Source organism: Paenibacillus algorifonticola, assembly GCF_000971975.1.
In the GTDB taxonomy this organism is placed as follows: Bacteria; Bacillota; Bacilli; order Paenibacillales; family Paenibacillaceae; genus Pristimantibacillus; species Pristimantibacillus algorifonticola.
Genome location: NZ_LAQO01000002.1, coordinates 492,843 through 512,990, shown reverse-complemented (window position 1 = coordinate 512,990; position 20,148 = coordinate 492,843). Strand labels below are relative to the sequence as shown.

Sequence of the window (20,148 nt, the reverse complement as noted above, 5' to 3'; positions counted from 1 at the left end):
CGCCGCAAGTGCCTCCGGCGCCGGCCATACGGCGGCGCCACCGCCCGGCGGCTGCGCCGCAAAGCCGCGCAGCTTCGCCAGCGCGCGCAGCGCCTGCGGCGCAGCTGCATCTGCAGCGTGTGCATTCGCCCACGCCGATGCAGCGACCGCTTCGCGGACCGAGCCGCGGGCGACCACGACGACTTCGTCCGCGAGCGGCAGCAGCGCGCCCGGATCGTGCGTTGCCACGACCGCTCCGCGCCCAGCCGCCTTGTGCGCCGCTAATACGGCGCACAAGCGGCTGATGCCCTCGGCGTCCAGCCCCGCCGTCGGTTCATCCAGCAGCAGCCATTGCGGTTCGCAGGCCAGCAGGCAAGCCAGTGCCAGCCTCCGCTGCTGTCCGCCGCTGAGCGACCAAGGATCGCGGGCAAGCAGCTCGGCAGGCAAGCCTGCTGCTTGCAGCGCATGATGCAGCCGCCGCTCCCTCTCCGGCGGCTCCAGCTTGTACGGCTTCAGTGAATAGAGGAGCTCCTCCTTCACGGTCGCCGCAAACCATTGCGACTCCGAATGCTGGAGCGCTATGCCCGTATTCAGCACGACGCTGCGGCTGAGACGTCTGCGTCTGCCCACCCAAAGCAAATCAGCGCCAATCGCAATCTGTCCCTCGTTCAGCCGGCGGAGTCCTGCCATTGTTTCCAGCAGCGTAGATTTTCCTGCACCATTGCTGCCGATGAGCAGTGTAATCGTGCCTTCTTTAAACACGAGCTTTTCTTTTATAGTCAGAAGCGTTTTGTCCCGTTCTCCTGCTGCACAGACGCGTACCGCTTCCAGTCTCCAGCTGCGATCGATCATCTTTGCAGCGCCTCCGCGAGCCTGTCTACGGTCAGCGGCAAAGGTTTTAAAACGATGCCCAGCTTCTCCAGCTCCCAGGCTGTCTGTACCGCATAAGGAGCCTCAAAACCAAGCCGTTCGCACCAGCTCCGCCCTCCTTCTTCACTCCCCGTGCTCTCCGTACCCTTTTCATTACCATTACGCTCATAAAACGTCTCCGTAGTCCCGTCAAAAACAATTCGGCCCTGCTCCATCACGATGACTCGATCACCATGTCGAAGCTCAGCCAGCTTTTGCGTAATCCATATGATCGTGCTCCCTGCGGCATGAAGCTCGCGCACTTGCTCCCCAATGGCAAGACTTGCTTCAGGATCAAGCATTGCAGTTGCTTCATCGAGCACCAGCACAGGTGCTTTTACCGCCAAACAACCAGCAATAGCTGTCAGCTGCTTCTGCCCGCCCGACAAGGTGCCAACAGATTGGTCCTTTCGCTCCAGCAAACCTGTTAAGCTGAGCGACTCCTCCGCCAAAGCAGCTATTGCATCGCTGTCAATCCCATGCTGCTCCAACATCAAAACAACATCCTCCCAGGGCGTTGCGCCAAGCATAGAAGCCTCGGGCTGCTGCATCACAATTGGAATCGGCTTATTGTAGGCAGCAAGCTTTCCCCCCAACAAATAAGCGCCGCTTTTTTCGCCCACAGGAAACCCGGCAATGACCTTAGCGAGCGTACTTTTCCCACTGCCATTGCTCCCCAGCAGCGTCAGCCAATCCCCTTCCTTCAAAACGAGACTGACATCTCTTATAATAGGAGGCTGCTTAGTCGCCGTGTCAAAAACGCGCGGATTGACCGATAGCCCCTCGAACAGTATCAAATATTCGTTCAAAAAATTTCACCTACCCTCTTCCCCAAAGCGCTGCTCTGTGCTACAATCCAATTTGTTAACCACAAATAAATGATAAACGGTTAACATTAGAAAAGCAATCATCATTTTAAAGGAGACGATTTCATTGATCAAAAGCAATACGAATATTCGCAGCATGGTGTACATAGCCTTGTTCGCTGCCTTATTTATTGTCATGAGCAGCCTTCAATTCAAGTTCGCCGCCTCACCCGTACCGATAACCCTGCAAACGCTCGCCGTTGCGCTCGCGGGACTATTCCTTGGCGCACGCAATGGATTTTTATCCATTTTGATTGTCATTGTACTAGCAACAATCGGGCTTCCGCTTATTAATGGAAATGGCGGCTTCGGCATGATAGCTGGGCCTACCGGCGGTTTTCTGGTTGCCTTCCCATTCTGCGCCATGCTTGTTGGCTTCTTCACATCCAAGCTGCTTCATAGCTCTTTTGCAGCAAAAAACCGCATCGCAACTGCTATTTTGCTGTTTGTCATTTTCGAGCTGTTTAGTTCTTTTTTCGCTTATGTAATCGGCATTCCTTGGCTGATGCAAGCAACAGGTCTCTCGTTTCAAAAAGCAATGATTAATGGCTGCTACCCATTCCTGCCAGGTGATGCTGCCAAGTCCGTGTTGGCCGTCATTATAACGATGGCGTTAAAACCTTATATTTTGCGGATTCAAGCTTCAGCTGGCAAGAAAAACACAGAGCCAGCTGTTCCATTCACGACAACACCTTAAATGCCTTCAAATTCATAACGCAATCCACCTTAATTTGTTATAAAAAAAGGGGCTGCAAGCAATGGTATTCCACCATTGCGCAGCCCCTTTCCTGTTTCTTTCGCTTGCTCGGATTCCACTAGATCAGCCTAGACAAATCGTTAGTCGCACTCAGCAGGCGCTTCCTCAGAGCCTGCCTCCACGTTGATTTTCTCAGAAACCGTATCCCGTACAATGGAAATAACGAGCTGCAGCAAATAGTTGATGTCGGACTGACTTTGCTGGAATTCCGTTACGATCGGAATGCCGTCCAGCTCATCCTGAAGTACTTCCATTTCCTGCTCGATCTTTTTGACCATCGTTTCGTTTTTGAAAGTCGTTTCAAATGCGACAAGCTCTTTCTGCTTTTTCTTCACAGTCGCAATCAATTCCTGAATTTTCGTATTGCCTTGAATTTGGCTTTCCGCACGGCGGTAATGCTGCACTTCCTCAGAAGTATAAATCAGGTCAGCAAGCTCCTTCGCCTTCTTCATAATGTCTTCGCGAATTAGCAAATCACGCGTATCAAACTTTGGAATCCCGCATCCTTCACCATGCTCATGATGGTGATGGCCATGCTCCGTATTGCCTTGGACCGTTTGTTGCTCAGACATTTATCATCTCTCCTGTTATTGGTATCAAGTGTAATCAACTATCGCCTTGCTGTTAAGCTTTTATCGTTTAAAGCACAACCGCTTCCCGCAATTGTGTTTCTGTAGGCTCTGCTTTAATATACCAGGTTTTCGCTTCTGTCACTTTCGCTTGAATGAGCTGGCCAATCCATTCCTGCGGACCTTCCAAATGAACGAGCTTATTCGTACGTGTACGCCCAGCTAGCACACTAGCGTTATTTTTGCTCTCACCTTCAATCAGCACCTCGATTGTCGTGCCGATCATTCGCTCATGGCTCTCCAGACTCATCTGCTTCAGCAAATCATTCAGACGCTGCAGCCGACGTTTCTTGACATCAAGTGGAACATTATCCTCCATACCGGCAGCAGGCGTACCTTCACGCGGCGAATAGATAAATGTATAGGCTGAGTCAAAGCCAACCTCGCGAACGAGCGAGAGCGTATCCTCGAACTGCTCATCCGTTTCCCCAGGGAACCCGACGATAATATCAGAGGTCAGCATAGCATCTGGGATAGCCGCCTTAATTTTACCCACAAGCTCTAAATACATTTCACGTGAGTATTTACGGCTCATCCGTTTAAGCACTTCCGTGCTGCCCGATTGAACAGGCAGATGAATATGCTCTACCAAATTGCCCCGCTGCGCCAGCACCTCAATGAGATGATCATCAAAATCTCTAGGATGGCTCGTTGTAAAACGAACGCGCGGAATGTCGATTTTAGACATATCGTTCATGAGATCACCAAAGCGATACGATATATCTTCAAAATCTTTGCCGTAGGCGTTCACGTTTTGCCCAAGCAGCGTCACTTCCTTGAAGCCTTGTCTTGCCAGCTCCCTTACTTCGGCAATGACGTCCTCCGGCCTGCGGCTGCGCTCCTTGCCTCTTGTGTAAGGCACAATACAGTAAGTGCAAAATTTATCGCACCCATACATAATGTTAACCCAAGCCCGCATGCCTTCGCGTTTCTTCGGCATGTTTTCGATAATATCGCCTTCTTTGGACCATACCTCGACAACCATCTCTTTGCTGAAATAGGCATTTTGCAGCAGGAACGGCAAGCGGTGAATATTGTGTGTACCGAAAATCATATCCACGAAGGAATGTTTTTGCAAAATACGCCCAACGACCGATTCCTCCTGCGACATGCAGCCGCACACGCCGAGCAGCAAGCCCGGCTTCTGCTGCTTCAGCACCTTAAGATGCCCAAGCTCCCCGAATACTTTATCCTCGGCATTTTCCCGGATCGCACATGTATTCAGCAGCACTACATCCGCCTCAGTCCGATCCTCCGTTGCCGTATAGCCCATTTCCTCGAACATGCCCTTCATAACTTCTGTATCATGCTCATTCATTTGGCAGCCGTACGTTTGTATCAAATAAAACTTGCCTTTGCCGAGCGTCCGGAATTCCTCCGGTATGGAAAAATCGTAATGAACCTCTATATCCTCTTTGCCCCGTTTTTTCTCTTCCTTGTGGTTCGGAGCAGCATTGATTTGAATATTGCGTCCTTTGATTCGATAGGTGATTTTGCCGTCTTCCTCGCTAAGCACCTTCGCATCAGAGAAATCAAAATATTTCGAGTAATCCCTATCTTTATTAGCGGCTTTCAAATCCGCTGAATTCCCCTTTGTCATGCTTTAGTCACATCCTTATTCCTTGTGCTCACCCGTGTTTAAACATCAATAAGAAATTATAACACATATAAGTCCATTGAATCCATTACAGATGCTGCTAATGCTCTATTTTTTCCAACAAATCTTGAAAACGCCTTCCCATTTGCCTTGAAAAATAAAAAACGGACAGCAGCTCCTTCGCTGCTATCCGTTTCAAAAATGAGTAGAACCTATGGCGTCCTTCCTCATAAGCCTGCACCTTGAGAAAAGGATGATTAGCCTACAATTTCAGCGGTATCGCCATTTTTAATGCCAGCGGCATTCGCTTCGTCCGTATCAATATGCATGTCCAACGCGAAATCTGGGGATACGCGGGCGATCACTTCTTCAAATACGACACCGCGATCTCCGCCAAAACGCACTTTCAGCTTTTGCTTGTCGGCAATGCCCCATTTTTCAGCATCGCTCGTGTGGAAATGAATATGGCGCGCCGCAACGATAACACCTTCCTCGATCGTTACTTCACCAGCTGGACCTTTCAGCGTAATGCCAGTCGAGCCGCTAATATCACCGGATTCGCGAACAGGCGGGTTTACGCCAATCGAGAAAGCATCCGTACGGGATACTTCAAGCTGCGTAGCCTTGCGGACAGGCCCAAGAATTCTTACTTTAGGAAAAGAAGATTTCGGTCCGATAACGGCAACCGTTTCATTTGCTGCATATTGTCCTGGCTGAGAGAGAGCTTTCGCCTCCGTCAGCTCGTAGCCTTCTCCAAATAAAATCGCGACATGCTCTTCAGATAAATGAATATGGCGTGCCGATACCCCTACAGGTACTAGTTTTTGTGTCATTGCATTTACTTCCCTTCGCTTATTGATCTGCTTTCCTTGCAACAAGGATCATGTGGCCTAACCTGCAACATGCTCAACAATCATAACATTTATTTGTTTTATCCCACAACAACATATGTCACTATAAAGCAAAAAACCTGCTTACGCGAGGGTAGGCAGGCGTTACATATGAACATTGTTCTACATTTCTCTATATCGACTCAGGCGTTCGCATAAGCGCTTATCTAGGCTCAACAATGAGCTTAATCGCCGTCCGATCCTCGCCATCGATTACGATGTCTGTAAATGCCGGTATACAAATTAAATCCACCCCGCTGGGAGCAACAAATCCTCGTGCAATCGCAACTGCCTTAATTGCTTGATTTAGTGCACCCGCCCCGATAGCTTGTAATTCAGCGGCGCCGCGTTCACGTAAAACTCCGGCCAGCGCACCTGCAACGGAATTTGGATTGGACTTTGCTGAAACTTTTAATACATCCATAAAAATGTACCTCCTCGGGAATGATGGATGGATTCCACTACTAGCAATAGTATTCGAGAGAGGTAGAAAAATTCCTGCTTTTATTACCGAAATTAACGAACTGTTCTGAATTGTCTAAATTTTAAACAAAAAAAGACTGCTACATGAGCAGCCAATCTTCTTCAACGAGTCTAATTTTTTGGAATTTGGTCGTTTCGCCTGTCGCATCATCGATTTGGATCGACACACCATGCAAATGCCACTTTCCTTCATCCACGACAAAACGTGTAGGCATTTGGGTCATAAACCGATGTAACACGGCATTGCGCTCCATTCCCAGCACACCGTCCTTCGGCCCCGTCATGCCAACATCCGTCAAATAGGCAGTGCCGCCTGGCAAAATCGTGTCGTCATTCGTCTGAACATGCGTATGTGTTCCTACAACCACAGATGCATGACCAGCCAAATGCCAGCCCATTGCAATTTTCTCGGAAGTCGCTTCCGCATGAAAATCGACCAAAATATTTTTCGTCGTTTCATGCGCCTCCTCGATTAACTCATCGGCTTTGCGGAACGGACAATCAATCGGCGGTAAAAACGTTCTTCCCTGCAAATTTATAATCGCAAGCTGCTTGCCGTTTGCTTTAATAATCGCCATGCCTTGTCCCGGCGTTCCTTCCGCGAAGTTCGCAGGTCTTACGATACGGGGCTCATCATCAATCCAGTCAAAAATATCCTTGTTATCCCATGTATGATTACCCATCGTAATCCCATGAACACCGCATTCAAACAGCTCATTGACAATGTTTTTAGTAATGCCCCGGCCTGCCGCTGCATTTTCACCATTTACGATAATAATATGCGGATTGTATTTCGATTTAAGCGCTGGAAGCACTTGCTTAACAGCTGCACGCCCTACACTTCCAACAATATCCCCAATAAATAATACATTCATTGCTGCTCACTTCCTTTTACCTATTCAGACAGGAAAAGTGGCTGCAGGGCAGCCACTTTTCCGCGTTGCTATGCTGTTTACTTCGCGTATTCCACAGCCCGTGTCTCACGAATAACGGTGACTTTAATGTGGCCTGGATAATCAAGCTCACTTTCAATCTTCTTCGTAATGTCGCGAGCGAGTCGGAATGCTTCTGTATCGTCAATCTTCTCAGGCTGTACCATAACGCGTACTTCACGGCCGGCCTGGATGGCATACGATTTCTCAACACCATCGAATGACTCCGAAATATTCTCCAGCTTCTCCAGACGCTTGATGTACGTTTCGAGCGTCTCACGGCGTGCGCCTGGGCGTGCTGCCGACAATGCGTCAGCTGCGCCAACCAGCATTGCGATAACCGAAGTGGCTTCACAATCGCCATGGTGGGAAGCGATACTGTTAATAACAACAGGATGTTCTTTGTATTTCTTGGCTAGTTCAACGCCAATCTCAACGTGCGAGCCTTCAACCTCATGGTCAAGTGCTTTACCGATGTCATGCAGCAAGCCTGCACGCTTCGCGAGTGTAATATCCTCGCCCAGCTCGGCAGCCATGAGTCCAGTCAGGTAAGCAACCTCCATGGAGTGCTTGAGCACGTTTTGACCGTAGCTTGTCCGATACTTGAGTCTTCCCAAAATCTTAATCAAGTCAGGATGCAAGCCATGTACACCCACCTCAAAAGTAGCTTGCTCCCCGTATTCACGGATACGCTCATCCACTTCCTTGCGTGATTTCTCAACCATCTCTTCAATACGAGCAGGATGGATACGTCCGTCAGCAACAAGCTTCTCAAGTGAAGTTCGGGCAATTTCACGCCGGATAGGATCGAAGCCGGACAGGATGACCGCTTCCGGTGTATCGTCGATAATGAGATCGATACCGGTCAATGTTTCCAGAGCGCGGATATTACGACCTTCGCGTCCGATAATGCGGCCTTTCATTTCCTCATTCGGTAAGGAGACGACTGATACAGTCGTTTCTGCTACGTGATCAGCCGCACAACGTTGGATAGCGAGCGATATAATATCACGTGCTTTTTTATCTGCTTCTTCTTTAGCCTGCTGCTCGATTTCCTTGATCATCTGCGCTGTCTCATGTCGTACTTCCTGTTCAACATTAGACAAAATAATCGATTTCGCACCTTCCATCGTCAAGCCGGAAATTCGCTCCAGCTCGCTAAGCTGCTGCTTATAGATGGTATCAATCTGTTCTTGGGTTTCATCGATCCGTTTCTCTTTGTTGGCAACTAATTCTTCTTTGCGTTCCAGCGCTTCTAATTTTTTATCCAACGACTCCTCTTTCTGGAGTAAACGTCTGTCCTGTCGCTGAACCTCATTACGACGTTCACGAATGTCTTTTTCAGCTTCGGTACGAAGTTTGTGGACTTCATCTTTCGCTTCCAGCACCGTTTCCTTTTTCTGCGCTTCTGCTTCTTTTTTCGCATTTTCTACGATTTGGATAGCAGCCTGCTCAGCACTGGAAATTTTGGCTTCGGCAATCGACTTTCGAATAAAATAACCAACTCCAAAGAAAATAACGCCAACAACGAGACTGATCAAGATCGTCCAAATAGGATTCATCCTCTTGTTCACCTCCTCGTTGCATTCACAAAAGCAAACGCTTGGAATGATATTTGATTTTAGTCGGTTTCCATACCGTTTTCATCTTCTAACAACTTGCCGAAAATAATCTTCTCAAATCAATTTTTGGAAGGAAAATAGATTTGATGTGGAAGGAATACAAACTCATTTTATCTTTTGGTAAAATCACTTGTCAAGCAAAAGCCCAAGTTGATCTTTTTGCTTCATTGATTATGCATTCTCTTCCGCTGATTTTACTGCGGCTTTAATAATGTCTACAGGAAAGCCCCTTCGTATTAAAAAAGCTGCCAGCTTGCGTCTGCACTCAAACGGCTCGCCTTTTATAGCACGCCATTTTTTGGAAGCGATAGCAAGCGCTGTTTCCAGCTCCATTTCACTGTCAATTGCAGAAGTAGCGGCAAGCGCTGCTGTTTTCGACACACCTCGCTGCAGCAGTTCCTGCTGAATGTAACGTCGCCCCTTCTGGCTGCTTTTCATTCGCTGAGCGGCAAATTGCATCGCATACTGTTCATCATCCACAATATGTTCCTTTTCTAAACGCTCTATGGTGTAATTAATATGATCCTCAGCAATTAGCTTCCGTTGCAAATACTGCTGAATTTGCTTGCTTGTCCGCGGCTTGAAGCCCAAATAATAAATAGCCATCGCGTAAGCGCGGTAACGGTCGTCCTCGCTGCCAATTTCCTCTATTTGCGCCTCTGTAAGAAGTTGTCCTTTAAACAGCGTATGGCGGATCAACAGATCCTCATGAACCGATAAAATCGGCTCTTCGCCATCCGCGAATATGAGATAGCGGCTTCGATGCTTGCTGTCCTTCTCAACCGCTCTGATTTCAATCATAGGCCCTCCATGTTACGTTTTGCAACTAGTTGTAAATGTTGACTAAAACAAGTTCGCCGTCCCTAAAAGGAACGGCGTCATCATCATTATTTATCTATTTCGCTACTAATTGAGCGTATTAGTCCAATTCAGACTCGTCGAAATCGTCTTCGTCCTCTTCTTCTTGACCAAGTCCTGTCGCTTGAGTAGCAGTTGCTACCAAATTGCTGGCATCACGAATTTGCTTATCAATGATGTCGGCAATATCTTCATGGTCTTTCAAAAACTGCTTAGCATTTTCCCGGCCTTGACCGAGACGCTCGCCATTGTAGGAAAACCATGCGCCGCTTTTTTGTACAATATCGAGTTCAACGCCCAAATCAACGAGCGTGCCCTCTTTGGAAATGCCCTCACCATACATAATGTCAACCTCGGCTTGCTTGAACGGCGGAGCCACTTTGTTTTTGACAACTTTAATACGTGTACGGTTACCAATCATATCATTGCCTTGCTTCAGTGTCTCAATCCGGCGGACATCAAGACGTACGCTGGAATAAAATTTCAAAGCGCGTCCACCTGGTGTCGTCTCAGGGTTACCGAACATAACGCCGACCTTCTCACGCAGTTGGTTAATAAAGATCGTAATCGTCTTCGATTTGCTGATGGCACCAGACAGCTTGCGAAGCGCCTGAGACATCAGACGAGCCTGCAAACCAACGTGCGAATCACCCATGTCGCCTTCGATCTCAGCTTTAGGCACAAGCGCCGCAACGGAGTCAATAACAACAATGTCAACCGCGCCACTACGAACGAGCGCTTCCGCGATTTCCAGCCCTTGCTCCCCCGTATCTGGCTGGGAAAGCAGCAATTCATCGATATTAACGCCCAGCTTGCTTGCATATAACGGATCAAGTGCATGCTCCGCATCGATGAAGGCAGCTTGTCCACCTGCGCGTTGAACTTCTGCAATCGCATGAAGTGCAACTGTCGTTTTACCAGAAGATTCCGGTCCATATACTTCAATAATACGTCCTCTCGGGAAACCCCCGATTCCAAGTGCGATATCTAAAGCAAGCGAGCCGCTCGGCACGACCTCCACTTGCATATGTGTTGATTCCCCTAGTTTCATGATAGAGCCTTTGCCGAATTGTTTCTCAATTTGACGCATAGCCATATCTAACGCAGCACGACGATCAGCCAATCAACTCACATCCTTCGTTATTTATAATATAATGATAACCTTTTTCCGACCCTTTGCCAAGCACTTTTTCGAACATACATTCGTTTTTTTTGTGAAGCCGACGGTAGGCATACAACTTTTAAACTTCTGTAACTACACAAAAAAACCGCAGCAAAGTTATCTTCGCCACGGTTCTTCCGTAAGTTGAGCTTAGTATACGCCCGTTTTTGGCAAAAAGCAACATCTTTCGCCTGTTTTTGGTCAAAAATTCCGAATAATTAGTTCTGGATAGCAAGCCACAAACGGTATAGCAAAGTTTTTACAGCTCGAACGCGAATAATCGTCCGACTTCCGCTTAATTGCAGTGGATATACCACCGTCTCCTTGCCGCGCTCTGAAATAGCTATATAAACAAGCCCTACAGGCTTGCCTTCGCTTTCCGCAGGTCCTGCCACACCTGTTATGGACACGCCGAAGTCGCTGTTTGCGAGCTTCTGAACCCGCTCAGCCATTAACGCAGCTGTCGACTCGCTGATCGCGCCAGGGGCCCCTTCGCCCTCTAGCTGTGCCAAAGGTATGCCAAGCAGTGCATGCTTCATTTCATTCGTATACGTTACAACGCCGCCTGTATATTCTCCACTGCTTCCTGGTACGCTCGTAATCAACTCAGCTAACAGACCGCCGCTGCAGCTCTCAGCACTGGCCAGCTTGCGTCTGCTCGTACGAAGCAGTTGTATGACCGCCTCCTCCAGTGGAATGTCCTCTTGGGCGTACAGATGCTCTCCAATGCGTTCAATAATTTGCTCCACTGTCGCATCTATCTTGCCGTCAGCCTCTGCCTGCGTTGCCGCTTTCGTTGAAACGCGAATAGCTACCTCGCCTTCCTTCGCATAAGGAGCAATCGTCGGGTCAACCTGAGCTTCAATTAAATCGAGCAGCTTAGCCTCCAGGTTGGATTCCCCTATGCCTGCAAATTTAAGCAATCGCGAATAAAGCGGCTGCTCATGTCCGAGAAGCGTCCGCAGCCACTCCTTGCCCGGACCGTCGATCATCGGCTTCATTTCCCGCGGAGGTCCCGGCAGCAGCATGTAATGCGTGCCATCCTCTGTCAGAGCGTTGCCTACGGCTAGGCCAGCCGCATTGTGCAGCGGCACGCTGCCATCGATAGACAATGCCTGTCTGCGGTTGCTTTCAACCATATGTACGCCTCTTGAGCTGAACAACTCCTCGATTTTATCCATGGATGGCTTGTGCAGGGACAAACCACGGTTCAAATAAGCAGCCAGCACATCCTTGGTCAAATCATCGAGCGTAGGTCCCAAACCGCCCGTAAACACGAGCAGATCGGCGCGTTCTCTCGCTGTCACGATCGCTTTGCGAATACGCTCTGGGTTATCACCGACTACCGTTTGAAAGTATACATCAATGCCAAGCGCGGCCAGCTCTTGGGACAAATACTGTGCATTTGTATTTACAATCTGTCCGAGCAGCAATTCTGTGCCTACTGCAATAATTTCTGCTTTCATGCTATTCATCCTCCTCTAGGTAATGGCAGCGCCATAATTGCGGTAAGCAAAAGCATCCTCCCTGAAACAGGAAAGATGCTTTTCAAAAAACGGCAAAGCGCGTTTCATCGTTATTCTACCGGTATTAAATGTTTATTTTTCACAAAATAATCTATCCCGGAATAAAGCGTAATCGCAACTGCGACCCAGCTTGCAATCAAATCAAATGGAAACGAGATGAAAGCGAACGGAAAATTGTTAAGCAAAAGCGAAATGATCATCGTGATTTGTATGGCCGTCTTCCACTTGCCCCAGTTGCTAGCCGCCATAACACTGCCCTCAAGCAGCGCAATCTGGCGAAGTCCCGTAACGGCGAATTCACGGCTAATAATCAGGATGGCAATCCAGCCAGCCAGCTTATCCATCTCCACTAGGGAAATCAGTACCGCGGCAACAAGCAGCTTGTCAGCGAGTGGATCGAGAAGCTTGCCCAAATTGGTTACAATTTTGTTCTTTCGGGCGATATACCCGTCCAAACCGTCCGTACTCGCTGCCACAATAAAAATAATCGCCGCAATAATCTGGTTATATGTAATGGAATAGTCATCAAATACAACTGAGCCCACATTCATATTAACGAGTAGGAAAACCATAATAATCGGCACTAAAATAATTCTAATCAGTGTAATTTTATTGGCGAGATTCATGCCTCTTCCTCCCCGAATAAAACAAAATCCGTCCTGCCATTGCCTGTCATTACACTCACCTGTTCTGTCATCTGCGTCTCCCCAGATCCCTTCCGCGAAACTATCTTATCAAGTATAATACATTGCTTAATCTGGTGTCAAAACGAAGAAAAACAGGTTTAACAAAGCCCCCTTCTCCCGCCAACAGCGAAAAAAGAGGACCTCTATACCGTCACATGTGGTTAACGATAATTTGTAAATTGCAGCTCGATCGGCAAATTAGCACCGCGCAGCAAATTCATAACAGCTTGCAAGTCGTCACGGCTTTTGCCGCTTACGCGAATTTGGTCGCCTTGAATCAGGCTTTTCACCTTAAGCTTAGAATCGCGAATCAAAATATTAATTTTTTTGGAATGCTCCTGATCAATGCCCTGTTTGAGCTTTACATGCTGGCGAACGGTATTCGCCGAAGCTGACTGAATTTTACCGTAATCCATATTTTTGATCGGCACGCCGCGTTTAATCATTTTCGATTGCAAAATATCAATCACACTGTTCAATCTATACTCATCGTCAGAGACGAGAACCAGCTCTTCATTTTCCAGCTTAATGCTGCTCTTGCTTCCTTTAAAATCAAAGCGCGTCTCGATTTCACGCTCCGCCTGCTGAATCGCGTTGTTTAGCTCCTGCATGTCCACCTTGGACACAATATCAAATGAACTTTCTGAAGACATGTAACTCCACTCCCCTATAAAATAGCTTTTATCCCTGTTATGGCGTAGCCGAAACAGTCGCTTCCGGACTGCCTGCATTCGCCGATGCCGCCGGATTCAGCTGGATTTTTTTCGAGCCTGCACGATCCCCGTCTGGAACAAGCACGCCATCAACTGAAATCGTAACCAGATCAGCACGGCCCACGTTAATGTATAACGGCTGCGTCAATTCAAAGTTCAGCGTCGAGCCATCATTTGCATTTTCCGATAGCAGCGCGCTGCCTTTTGATCCGCCTTCGCGAACTTCCATCCAGCTTTTCCCGCCAGCAACCTTAATTTCAAGCTTGTGAACGGCTGTTCCTGGACCTACATCATAATGGTCGACCTTGCCGATTTTCGATGAAAAAGTAACCGTCACATCCTCCTGAATCGTCGGTGTAGGAGATGGTGTAACAGTAGGCGCAGCTGCGCCCGTTGTCGCTCCAGCTTCTGGTGTCGGCGTAGGCGGAGCAGATTCATCGGTAATTTTCGTACCTTGATCGACCATATCAGACGGTTTGTCTTTTTGATTAATGACGAAAATCCATACGACCGCCACAATCAAAATCAAAAACGACCACATCATTACATTAAAGCCAAGCTTGCCAATACGGTCAGAGCCGACAGACTGCACACGTCTGGGCGGCCTTGTCGTAACAGGCTCCGTTAACGTTTCTGTAATGGTATTCGGGACTTCCTTCTCGTGCAGGCGCAGCACCTCTTCGGTATCAAGCCCTACAGCTTCGCAATAATTTTTCACGAAGGCCCGCAAATAGAAGCTTCCCGGCAGCACGCTGTGATCGCCGCTCTCAATGGCTTCGAGGTAGCGTTTGCGAATTTTCGTCATTTCCTGAATATCGTCAAGCGTCAGCCCGCGTTCTTCACGCGCCTTGCGGAGCAGCGCTCCAAGATTAGACATGCCTGCTTCCTCCTTTCAGCTTAAAAATCATCCGAGTAATTTGCAGTGAACGATTCGTACGTAATTTCCTCATCCGGCGTATTGCGCAGCTCTATAATAATATCAAAATGGCTGTGGTCGTATTGAGACTCTTTAATGAAAATATCGGGATGCTCAATGACCTTCGTCGAAGGCATAGCCATAATTTCCTGCAGCAAGGCATGATGGCGCTCATTGGAACGAATCGTGCTCACAATACCGTCAATAATAAATATATTATTTTCGTTCATTTCCTCTTCCGACAGCTGGCTTCTTACCGTTTGACGGAGAAGCGTTGAAGAAACGAACGCCCACCGTTTATTTGAGCATACGCTGCCAGCGATGATGGATTCCGTTTTTCCTACGCGCGGCATGCCACGTAAACCTATTACCTGATTGCCTTCACGTTTAAACACTTCGCCAAGAAAGTCAACAAGGATCCCAAGCTCATCGCGGGTGAACCGGAATGTTTTGCGATCGTCAGAATCACGTTCGATATATCTTCCGTGGCGCACCGCCAAAATATCTACAATGGTTGGCGTACGCAGCTTGTTCACTGTAATATTATCAACCTTTTTCAGCATTTTGCCGAGCAGCACGATTTTTTCTTCATCATCGGTTTGCAGCAGCATGCCGCGCGTCCGGTCTTCCACACCATTAATCGTCATTATATTAACTTCCAGCATACCAAGCAAAGAAGCTATATCCCCGAGCAAGCCTGGTCTATTCTTATGTATCTTATATTCCATATACCATTGTTTTGATTCCAGCCTAATCACCATCCCAGCACATTGTTGACCGTACATATCTAGTTGTCCATCAAAATCTTATTCTACAATTTTCGCCACAATCCTGCAACCTCACATTAAAACTATTGAACGGTCAACGGACGGTGCCTGCGGTTATTATTCATATTCGCAGAAAAGCCTCCGTTCGGGAGGCTTTTCTGCGAATAACATGTAGCGGATTACGCCTTTTGTACCAGCTTGAGCATGAGACGGGCTAGAACTTTGCGCTCGGAATCATCGCCTGCATCCCAGAGCTCCTTCAATACGCGCTGCTCCTCATTTTTCGGATCGACCTTTTGATCAAGAAAAGAACCAATTTCGAAGGCCAGGCTGGAGATGGCCTCATCGTCCATTCCGATTTGCTTTGCATGCTGAACCTTGTCAGCCAAAAACTGTTTCCACGTATCGAAGTTTGTAAGAACGGTTGACATTTTTCTTCGCCTCCTTGTTTTGTGAAGAATCATCAACAGTCATTATTTTGCTTCGATACCGGGCAGATTATGCGGACTATTCGCTATCAAAAAAACAGCATTATGCCTTACGTATGCCAGCCGCCATTTGGGCTGATGACTTGGCCTGTAATGTAGGAGGATTCTGGCAGGGAAAGAAAATAAACGAGTGAAGCGACTTCATCCGGCTGACCGAGACGACCCAGCGGAATTTCCTGCTCCAGTGCCGTTTTCTCATCCTCATCAAACCCATCCATCATTTCCGTATTGACCGCACCTGGGGCAACCGCATTGACCGTAACGCCTGATGGTGCGAGTTCCTTTGCCAAAGCTTTCGTAAAAGCGTTCATGCCGCCCTTGGATGTGGAATACAGCACTTCACAGGAGGCGCCAGATATTCCCCAAACCGAGGATACATTAATAATTCTGCCAAAACGATTTTCGATCATGCGCGGCATAAAAATCTGGCTGCATAAAAACATTCCCTTGAGATTGACAGCCATCAAATCGTCCCATTCTTCCTCTGAAACGTCCATCAGCATGCCATAATGCGCAACACCGCCATTGTTGACCAGTATATCCGGCATCCGGTTATGCGCCTCAAGCTTGTCTCTCATGCGCAGCAGCTGCTCCTTGGAGCGCAAATCAGCGGTAATGGTCATCGCATCTCCGCCAAGCTGCAAGCATTCCCTTGCGGTTTCATTTGCCGCCTCGTGGGCATTCAAATAATGGATGACGACATTCATGCCTTCTGCCGCGAAGCGCCGCGCGATTGCGGCGCCGATACCACGGCTTCCCCCTGTAATCAGCACAGTCATCTCCTTCAGCGTCTTCACGCCTCAGGCTTCTCCACTATCGATACCGCCAGCTGATTAAAATCAAAATGCTCGAGCAGCCGCGCATTCGCCTGCTCCAGTGTACAGCTTTCATACAGCGGCAGTACATCAAACATATCACTGTCGCGGAAGCGGTAGCGCGTAAATTCGCCAGCGATCGATTCAGGGGAGTTAAGCATCCGCAAGTAACCGCCAATTTTTTTCCGTTTTGAGCGTTCAAAGGCGGTTTCATCGAGTCCGCTCTCAAGCGCCTGCTCAATAGCAGCCTTAACACGAGCAAGCAGCTGCTCTGGATTTGGCGTATCTCCTCCAAGTACGGAGAACGCATAGCCCGGATTGGCATTATATTCGGTTCCAAAGGAATCGGATATAAGCTGGCTTTCATAAAGCTCCTCATACAGAGCGGAGCTCGGCCCGAACAAAACGTCAAGCATCAGCTTGGAAGTAACTTCCTGACGCAGCAGCTCTTCGCTGGATAGCCCCGTGTTTTTCTCCTTAAAGCCAAACATGCATTTCGGCAGCGATACCGGAAGCTTCGTTACTTTATGCGGCGTTTTGACTGAAGTCGGCTCTTCCTCAAACAAGCGACGTATTTCACCCTGCGGCTTGAAGTTTTTGGCCGCCTGATTGCGCCTTACCAGCTCGAATACTTCCTTCGCATCTACACCGCCAACGACGAATAGCAGCATATTGGATGGATGGTAAAAGGTTTCATAGCAGCGGTACAGCGTTTCCTTGTCAATTTGATAAATCGACTCTACAGTGCCTGCAATATCGATATGAACCGGATGTGTGTGGTACAGTGCATCTATCAGCCCAAAATAAACACGCCAGTCGGCATTATCCTTATACATATTGATTTCCTGCTCAATAATGCCTTTTTCCTTGTCCACATTCGTATCTGTGAAATATGGATTTTGCACAAAATTAATGAGCGTCTCAATGTTCGCAGGAATTTGCTCCGTCGCCGAAAACAAATATACCGTGCGGTCGAAGCTTGTAAAAGCGTTCGCAGAAGCGCCTTGGGAGGCAAACGTAGCGAAAATATCGCCTGTCGGCTCCTCGAACATTTTATGCTCCAAAAAATGAGCAATACCGTCGGGCACTTTGACCGCTTCCCCATCTCCGACTGCGAACCAATTATCTACAGAGCCATATTTCGTCGAAAATGTAGCATAGGTTTTATGAAAGCCCTCTTTAGGCAGCACTATGACTTCAAGCCCATTATCCAGCACTTCACGATAAAGCGTCTCCTGTACGCCCTTATATTCCAGTGGTTGCACGGTGGTTACGCCTCCTTCCGATCACGCAAATAATAAATCGTATCGAGCTGTACATTTTGTGCGACTCTGACAATATCAGCAGCGGTAACTGCCTGCACCTGTTCAAGCAGCTTCTCAGCGCTTCTTTCCTTGCCGGACAGCACCGCATTAAAATCGTAAGCGATCATTTCATAAGCAGAATCCTGCAGCTCGCGCAAATGGTTCGCTATCATCGCTTTCGTCTGGCTCATTTCAAGCTCGGACAGCTCGCCTTGACGCATACTCTCAAGCTGCTCGCGAATAATTTTGACCGCTTTCTCATAGTTCTCAATTTCGATGCCTGACTGCACCGTGCAAATCCCTTTATGCCCATCAAGGCGGGAAGCGGCGTAATAAGCCAAGCTTTCCTTCTCACGCACATTTAAAAACAGCTTGGAATGCGGGTATCCGCCCAGCACACCATTATACATAAGAGCTGCTGCATAATCATCATCGCCATAAGCAACACCCGTACGCAGGCCCAAATTCAGCTTCCCTTGCGTAACATCCATTCGTTCTACAACCGTATGAACCTCACGCACCTGATGGGTAACGTCTGCCGCCGGATAACTTGTGGCCGCTCCATCTGCCAGCTTAAATGCGTCACGTACGTAAGCCGTCACTTCTTCAAGCGTAGTATCGCCAACTACGTACAAGTCGAGCGCCGCTTCGCCAAGCCATGTCTTATATTGCTTGAAGAGAGATTGCGGGGTTATCCCTTCAATCGCAGCAAGCTTGCCAAGCGGATGCAGCCGATAAGGCTCATTCGCGCACATTTCTTCAACGCAGCGCTCAGCGGCATAGCGAATTTTATCATTGACGATTGACTCCAGCCGTTTCGTAAGCGTTACTTTTTCCGCATCGACGTATTTGCGGCTGAATGCGCCATTTTCGAGCAAAGGCTCGGTCAGCACCTCGCCAAGCAGCCCCAATGACGCAGCAAGCAGCGGCGTATTGGAGGATACGAATTGATCGTTAATGACATCCATGCGGAATTGAACGATTTGAGAATCGCCACGCTTATATACATCAAAGCCGAAGCCGGCACCGTACAAATCATCGAGTCGCTCGCGAAATGCTTTCGTCTCAGGTGTCGCCGCCGTCCCTCTGCGCAGCACAAAAGGAATAAGGGCCGTCTCCGTAACCGTATCTTCTGCAAGCACGCGCCCAGCAAACAAGGAAATCGCGAACGTCTTGAAACGCTTAGTTGGCAGCACATGCAGCCGTATCCGACCAAATTGTCCTCTTTCGAAAAGTGTCACTTTCGCTAGCTCCTTCCAAAATAAATTTTTAATGCGAAAAGCATAAAGTTCTATGCTTCAAGTAAATGTATTCCAATTTCGAGTATCCTATACCATTCTAACCGATGCGAAAAGGAAGAAGCAACCAGAGCTGCGTTAAGGCAGAACGGTTGCTTCTGTACAGGCGCTACATGCAAAAAATGTGCTTGCCTATCGTTTTCACTTGAGGCCTGGTCCATATCCATTTCGAGGTCGCTGTCTCCGGGTTAAAATAATACAAGCAACCATTCGACGGATCGTAGCCGTTAATGGCATCCATTACTGCGCGGCTTGCGGTCTCGTTCGGCGTCAGCCAAATTTGTCCATCCGCCACAGCGGTAAAGGCACCCGGCTGAAAAATAACACCGGAAATCGAATTCGGAAAGCTGGTCGATTGCAACCGATTTAATATGACAGCAGCAACTGCTACTTGTCCTACATACGGTTCACCGCGCGACTCGCCATAAACGGCGTTCGCCATCAGCTTTAAATCATTGGCGCTGAGGCCCAGTTTGTTGGACTTGGAAAGCGAACTTCCACCGCCACCACTAGGAGCAGCTGTATTCCCAGCACCAGATTGTCCGGATGACGAATCTGCTGCTGTTGGCTTCCAGGCTTTAGTCGCTTCCCAAAGCTTCAGCTTTGTCGATGCCCCGACTACTCCATCCGCCTTCATTCCGAATTTCCATTGGAACCAAGTAACGGCATTTTTCGTGCTTGCCCCAAACTGGCCATCCACTTTCCCGCTGAAATAACCGAGATGTTTCAGCCTGCCTTGCAGCTCGTACACATCTTTGCCCGAGGAACCAACCTTGAGCGTAGCATTACTGAATGTCTCCGATGTCTTGACTTGATGCATGTGCCGGAGAGAGTAGGAGCCAAACAAGACGATAACGAGCACTGCTGTTATGACCATTAGTCGCTTTTTCATAGAAGGATCTGCCTTTCTCTTACAAGTTAGTACGCTAATTTGCAGCGTTGCCTAAGTCT

General features: G+C 48.3%; 21 protein-coding genes. 1 reads left to right on the top strand and 20 read right to left on the bottom strand.

The features are described 5' to 3' along the window. On the bottom strand, positions 1 to 831 hold an 831-nt coding region (locus WH37_RS12055; protein WP_156182305.1), incomplete at its 3' end, for an ABC transporter ATP-binding protein. Then, a complete protein-coding gene (locus WH37_RS12050) occupies positions 828 to 1,697 on the bottom strand; it encodes an energy-coupling factor ABC transporter ATP-binding protein (protein WP_052736931.1) in 870 nt (289 codons plus the stop codon). The genes WH37_RS12050 and WH37_RS12055, both read right to left, overlap by 4 nt. A 124-nt stretch (positions 1,698 to 1,821) precedes the next feature. Here WH37_RS12050 and WH37_RS12045 point away from each other — a divergent pair, with 124 nt between their 5' ends. Continuing rightward, positions 1,822 to 2,451, top strand: coding sequence for a biotin transporter BioY (locus tag WH37_RS12045; protein WP_231594199.1), 630 nt, complete (start codon positions 1,822 to 1,824; stop codon positions 2,449 to 2,451). 140 nt (positions 2,452 to 2,591) lie between these two features. Here the strand turns inward: WH37_RS12045 and WH37_RS12040 are convergent, their stop codons facing one another. From WH37_RS12040 to sleB, 18 genes are all read right to left on the bottom strand, one after another. Continuing rightward, complete coding sequence (locus WH37_RS12040; protein ID WP_046230792.1) at positions 2,592 to 3,083, bottom strand: YlbF/YmcA family competence regulator; 492 nt, start codon at positions 3,081 to 3,083, stop codon at positions 2,592 to 2,594. Positions 3,084 to 3,150: 67 nt separating this feature from the next. Continuing rightward, positions 3,151 to 4,740 carry a tRNA (N6-isopentenyl adenosine(37)-C2)-methylthiotransferase MiaB gene (gene miaB / locus WH37_RS12035; protein ID WP_046230791.1) on the bottom strand — a complete coding sequence of 530 codons (1,590 nt, stop codon included), beginning with the start codon at positions 4,738 to 4,740 and terminating at the stop codon, positions 3,151 to 3,153. 254 nt (positions 4,741 to 4,994) lie between these two features. Next, positions 4,995 to 5,570, bottom strand: coding sequence for a phosphate propanoyltransferase (locus tag WH37_RS12030; RefSeq protein ID WP_046230790.1), 576 nt, complete (start codon positions 5,568 to 5,570; stop codon positions 4,995 to 4,997). Between the two features lie 220 nt (positions 5,571 to 5,790). Next, the gene (locus WH37_RS12025; protein ID WP_025335291.1) at positions 5,791 to 6,051 is read right to left on the bottom strand and encodes a stage V sporulation protein S; all 261 of its coding nucleotides are present in this window, start codon (positions 6,049 to 6,051) and stop codon (positions 5,791 to 5,793) included. Between the two features lie 139 nt (positions 6,052 to 6,190). Continuing rightward, entirely contained in the window at positions 6,191 to 6,985 is a 795-nt protein-coding gene (locus WH37_RS12020; protein ID WP_046230789.1) for a TIGR00282 family metallophosphoesterase, read from the bottom strand. Between the two features lie 77 nt (positions 6,986 to 7,062). Further along, entirely contained in the window at positions 7,063 to 8,604 is a 1,542-nt protein-coding gene (gene rny / locus WH37_RS12015; RefSeq protein WP_046230788.1) for a ribonuclease Y, read from the bottom strand. 231 nt (positions 8,605 to 8,835) lie between these two features. Then, positions 8,836 to 9,465 (bottom strand): RecX family transcriptional regulator, encoded by a 630-nt coding sequence (locus WH37_RS12010; RefSeq protein WP_046230787.1) that lies wholly within the window; start codon positions 9,463 to 9,465, stop codon positions 8,836 to 8,838. A 118-nt stretch (positions 9,466 to 9,583) separates the two neighbouring features. Further along, positions 9,584 to 10,645, bottom strand: coding sequence for a recombinase RecA (gene recA / locus WH37_RS12005; RefSeq protein WP_046230786.1), 1,062 nt, complete (start codon positions 10,643 to 10,645; stop codon positions 9,584 to 9,586). Positions 10,646 to 10,902: 257 nt separating this feature from the next. Then, entirely contained in the window at positions 10,903 to 12,150 is a 1,248-nt protein-coding gene (locus WH37_RS12000) for a competence/damage-inducible protein A (protein ID WP_046230785.1), read from the bottom strand. A gap of 110 nt (positions 12,151 to 12,260) precedes the next feature. Beyond that, entirely contained in the window at positions 12,261 to 12,836 is a 576-nt protein-coding gene (gene pgsA / locus WH37_RS11995) for a CDP-diacylglycerol--glycerol-3-phosphate 3-phosphatidyltransferase (RefSeq protein ID WP_046230784.1), read from the bottom strand. Between the two features lie 221 nt (positions 12,837 to 13,057). Then, positions 13,058 to 13,549, bottom strand: coding sequence for a YajQ family cyclic di-GMP-binding protein (locus WH37_RS11990; RefSeq protein ID WP_046230783.1), 492 nt, complete (start codon positions 13,547 to 13,549; stop codon positions 13,058 to 13,060). A gap of 37 nt (positions 13,550 to 13,586) precedes the next feature. Next, positions 13,587 to 14,486 carry a helix-turn-helix domain-containing protein gene (locus WH37_RS11985; RefSeq protein ID WP_046230782.1) on the bottom strand — a complete coding sequence of 300 codons (900 nt, stop codon included), beginning with the start codon at positions 14,484 to 14,486 and terminating at the stop codon, positions 13,587 to 13,589. A gap of 20 nt (positions 14,487 to 14,506) precedes the next feature. After that, positions 14,507 to 15,274, bottom strand: a complete 768-nt coding sequence (locus WH37_RS11980) for a DUF3388 domain-containing protein (protein WP_046230848.1) — start codon at positions 15,272 to 15,274, stop codon at positions 14,507 to 14,509. A 197-nt stretch (positions 15,275 to 15,471) separates the two neighbouring features. Next, positions 15,472 to 15,723 carry a DUF3243 domain-containing protein gene (locus tag WH37_RS11975; protein ID WP_046230781.1) on the bottom strand — a complete coding sequence of 84 codons (252 nt, stop codon included), beginning with the start codon at positions 15,721 to 15,723 and terminating at the stop codon, positions 15,472 to 15,474. 107 nt (positions 15,724 to 15,830) lie between these two features. Then, positions 15,831 to 16,559, bottom strand: a complete 729-nt coding sequence (ymfI, locus tag WH37_RS11970; RefSeq protein WP_046230847.1) for an elongation factor P 5-aminopentanone reductase — start codon at positions 16,557 to 16,559, stop codon at positions 15,831 to 15,833. Positions 16,560 to 16,573: 14 nt separating this feature from the next. Continuing rightward, on the bottom strand, positions 16,574 to 17,860 hold the full coding sequence (gene yfmH / locus WH37_RS11965) for an EF-P 5-aminopentanol modification-associated protein YfmH (protein WP_046230780.1): 1,287 nt from the start codon (positions 17,858 to 17,860) through the stop codon (positions 16,574 to 16,576). Between the two features lie 5 nt (positions 17,861 to 17,865). Then, positions 17,866 to 19,140, bottom strand: coding sequence for an EF-P 5-aminopentanol modification-associated protein YfmF (gene yfmF / locus WH37_RS11960; RefSeq protein ID WP_046230779.1), 1,275 nt, complete (start codon positions 19,138 to 19,140; stop codon positions 17,866 to 17,868). A gap of 166 nt (positions 19,141 to 19,306) precedes the next feature. Continuing rightward, a complete protein-coding gene (gene sleB / locus WH37_RS11955) occupies positions 19,307 to 20,089 on the bottom strand; it encodes a spore cortex-lytic enzyme (protein ID WP_046230778.1) in 783 nt (260 codons plus the stop codon). Positions 20,090 to 20,148: the final 59 nt, after the last annotated feature.

Coding starts and splice junctions, on each gene's coding strand:
- WH37_RS11990 (WP_046230783.1), bottom strand. CDS start 13,549: ATGTCTTCAGAAAGTTCATTTGATATTGTGTCCAAGGTGGACATGCAG.
- sleB (WP_046230778.1), bottom strand. CDS start 20,089: ATGAAAAAGCGACTAATGGTCATAACAGCAGTGCTCGTTATCGTCTTG.
- WH37_RS12030 (WP_046230790.1), bottom strand. CDS start 5,570: ATGACACAAAAACTAGTACCTGTAGGGGTATCGGCACGCCATATTCAT.
- WH37_RS11975 (WP_046230781.1), bottom strand. CDS start 15,723: ATGTCAACCGTTCTTACAAACTTCGATACGTGGAAACAGTTTTTGGCT.
- WH37_RS11985 (WP_046230782.1), bottom strand. CDS start 14,486: ATGTCTAATCTTGGAGCGCTGCTCCGCAAGGCGCGTGAAGAACGCGGG.
- WH37_RS12025 (WP_025335291.1), bottom strand. CDS start 6,051: ATGGATGTATTAAAAGTTTCAGCAAAGTCCAATCCAAATTCCGTTGCA.
- miaB (WP_046230791.1), bottom strand. CDS start 4,740: ATGACAAAGGGGAATTCAGCGGATTTGAAAGCCGCTAATAAAGATAGG.
- pgsA (WP_046230784.1), bottom strand. CDS start 12,836: ATGAATCTCGCCAATAAAATTACACTGATTAGAATTATTTTAGTGCCG.
- ymfI (WP_046230847.1), bottom strand. CDS start 16,559: ATGACTGTGCTGATTACAGGGGGAAGCCGTGGTATCGGCGCCGCAATC.
- WH37_RS12020 (WP_046230789.1), bottom strand. CDS start 6,985: ATGAATGTATTATTTATTGGGGATATTGTTGGAAGTGTAGGGCGTGCA.
- WH37_RS12000 (WP_046230785.1), bottom strand. CDS start 12,150: ATGAAAGCAGAAATTATTGCAGTAGGCACAGAATTGCTGCTCGGACAG.
- rny (WP_046230788.1), bottom strand. CDS start 8,604: ATGAATCCTATTTGGACGATCTTGATCAGTCTCGTTGTTGGCGTTATT.
- WH37_RS12010 (WP_046230787.1), bottom strand. CDS start 9,465: ATGATTGAAATCAGAGCGGTTGAGAAGGACAGCAAGCATCGAAGCCGC.
- WH37_RS12040 (WP_046230792.1), bottom strand. CDS start 3,083: ATGTCTGAGCAACAAACGGTCCAAGGCAATACGGAGCATGGCCATCAC.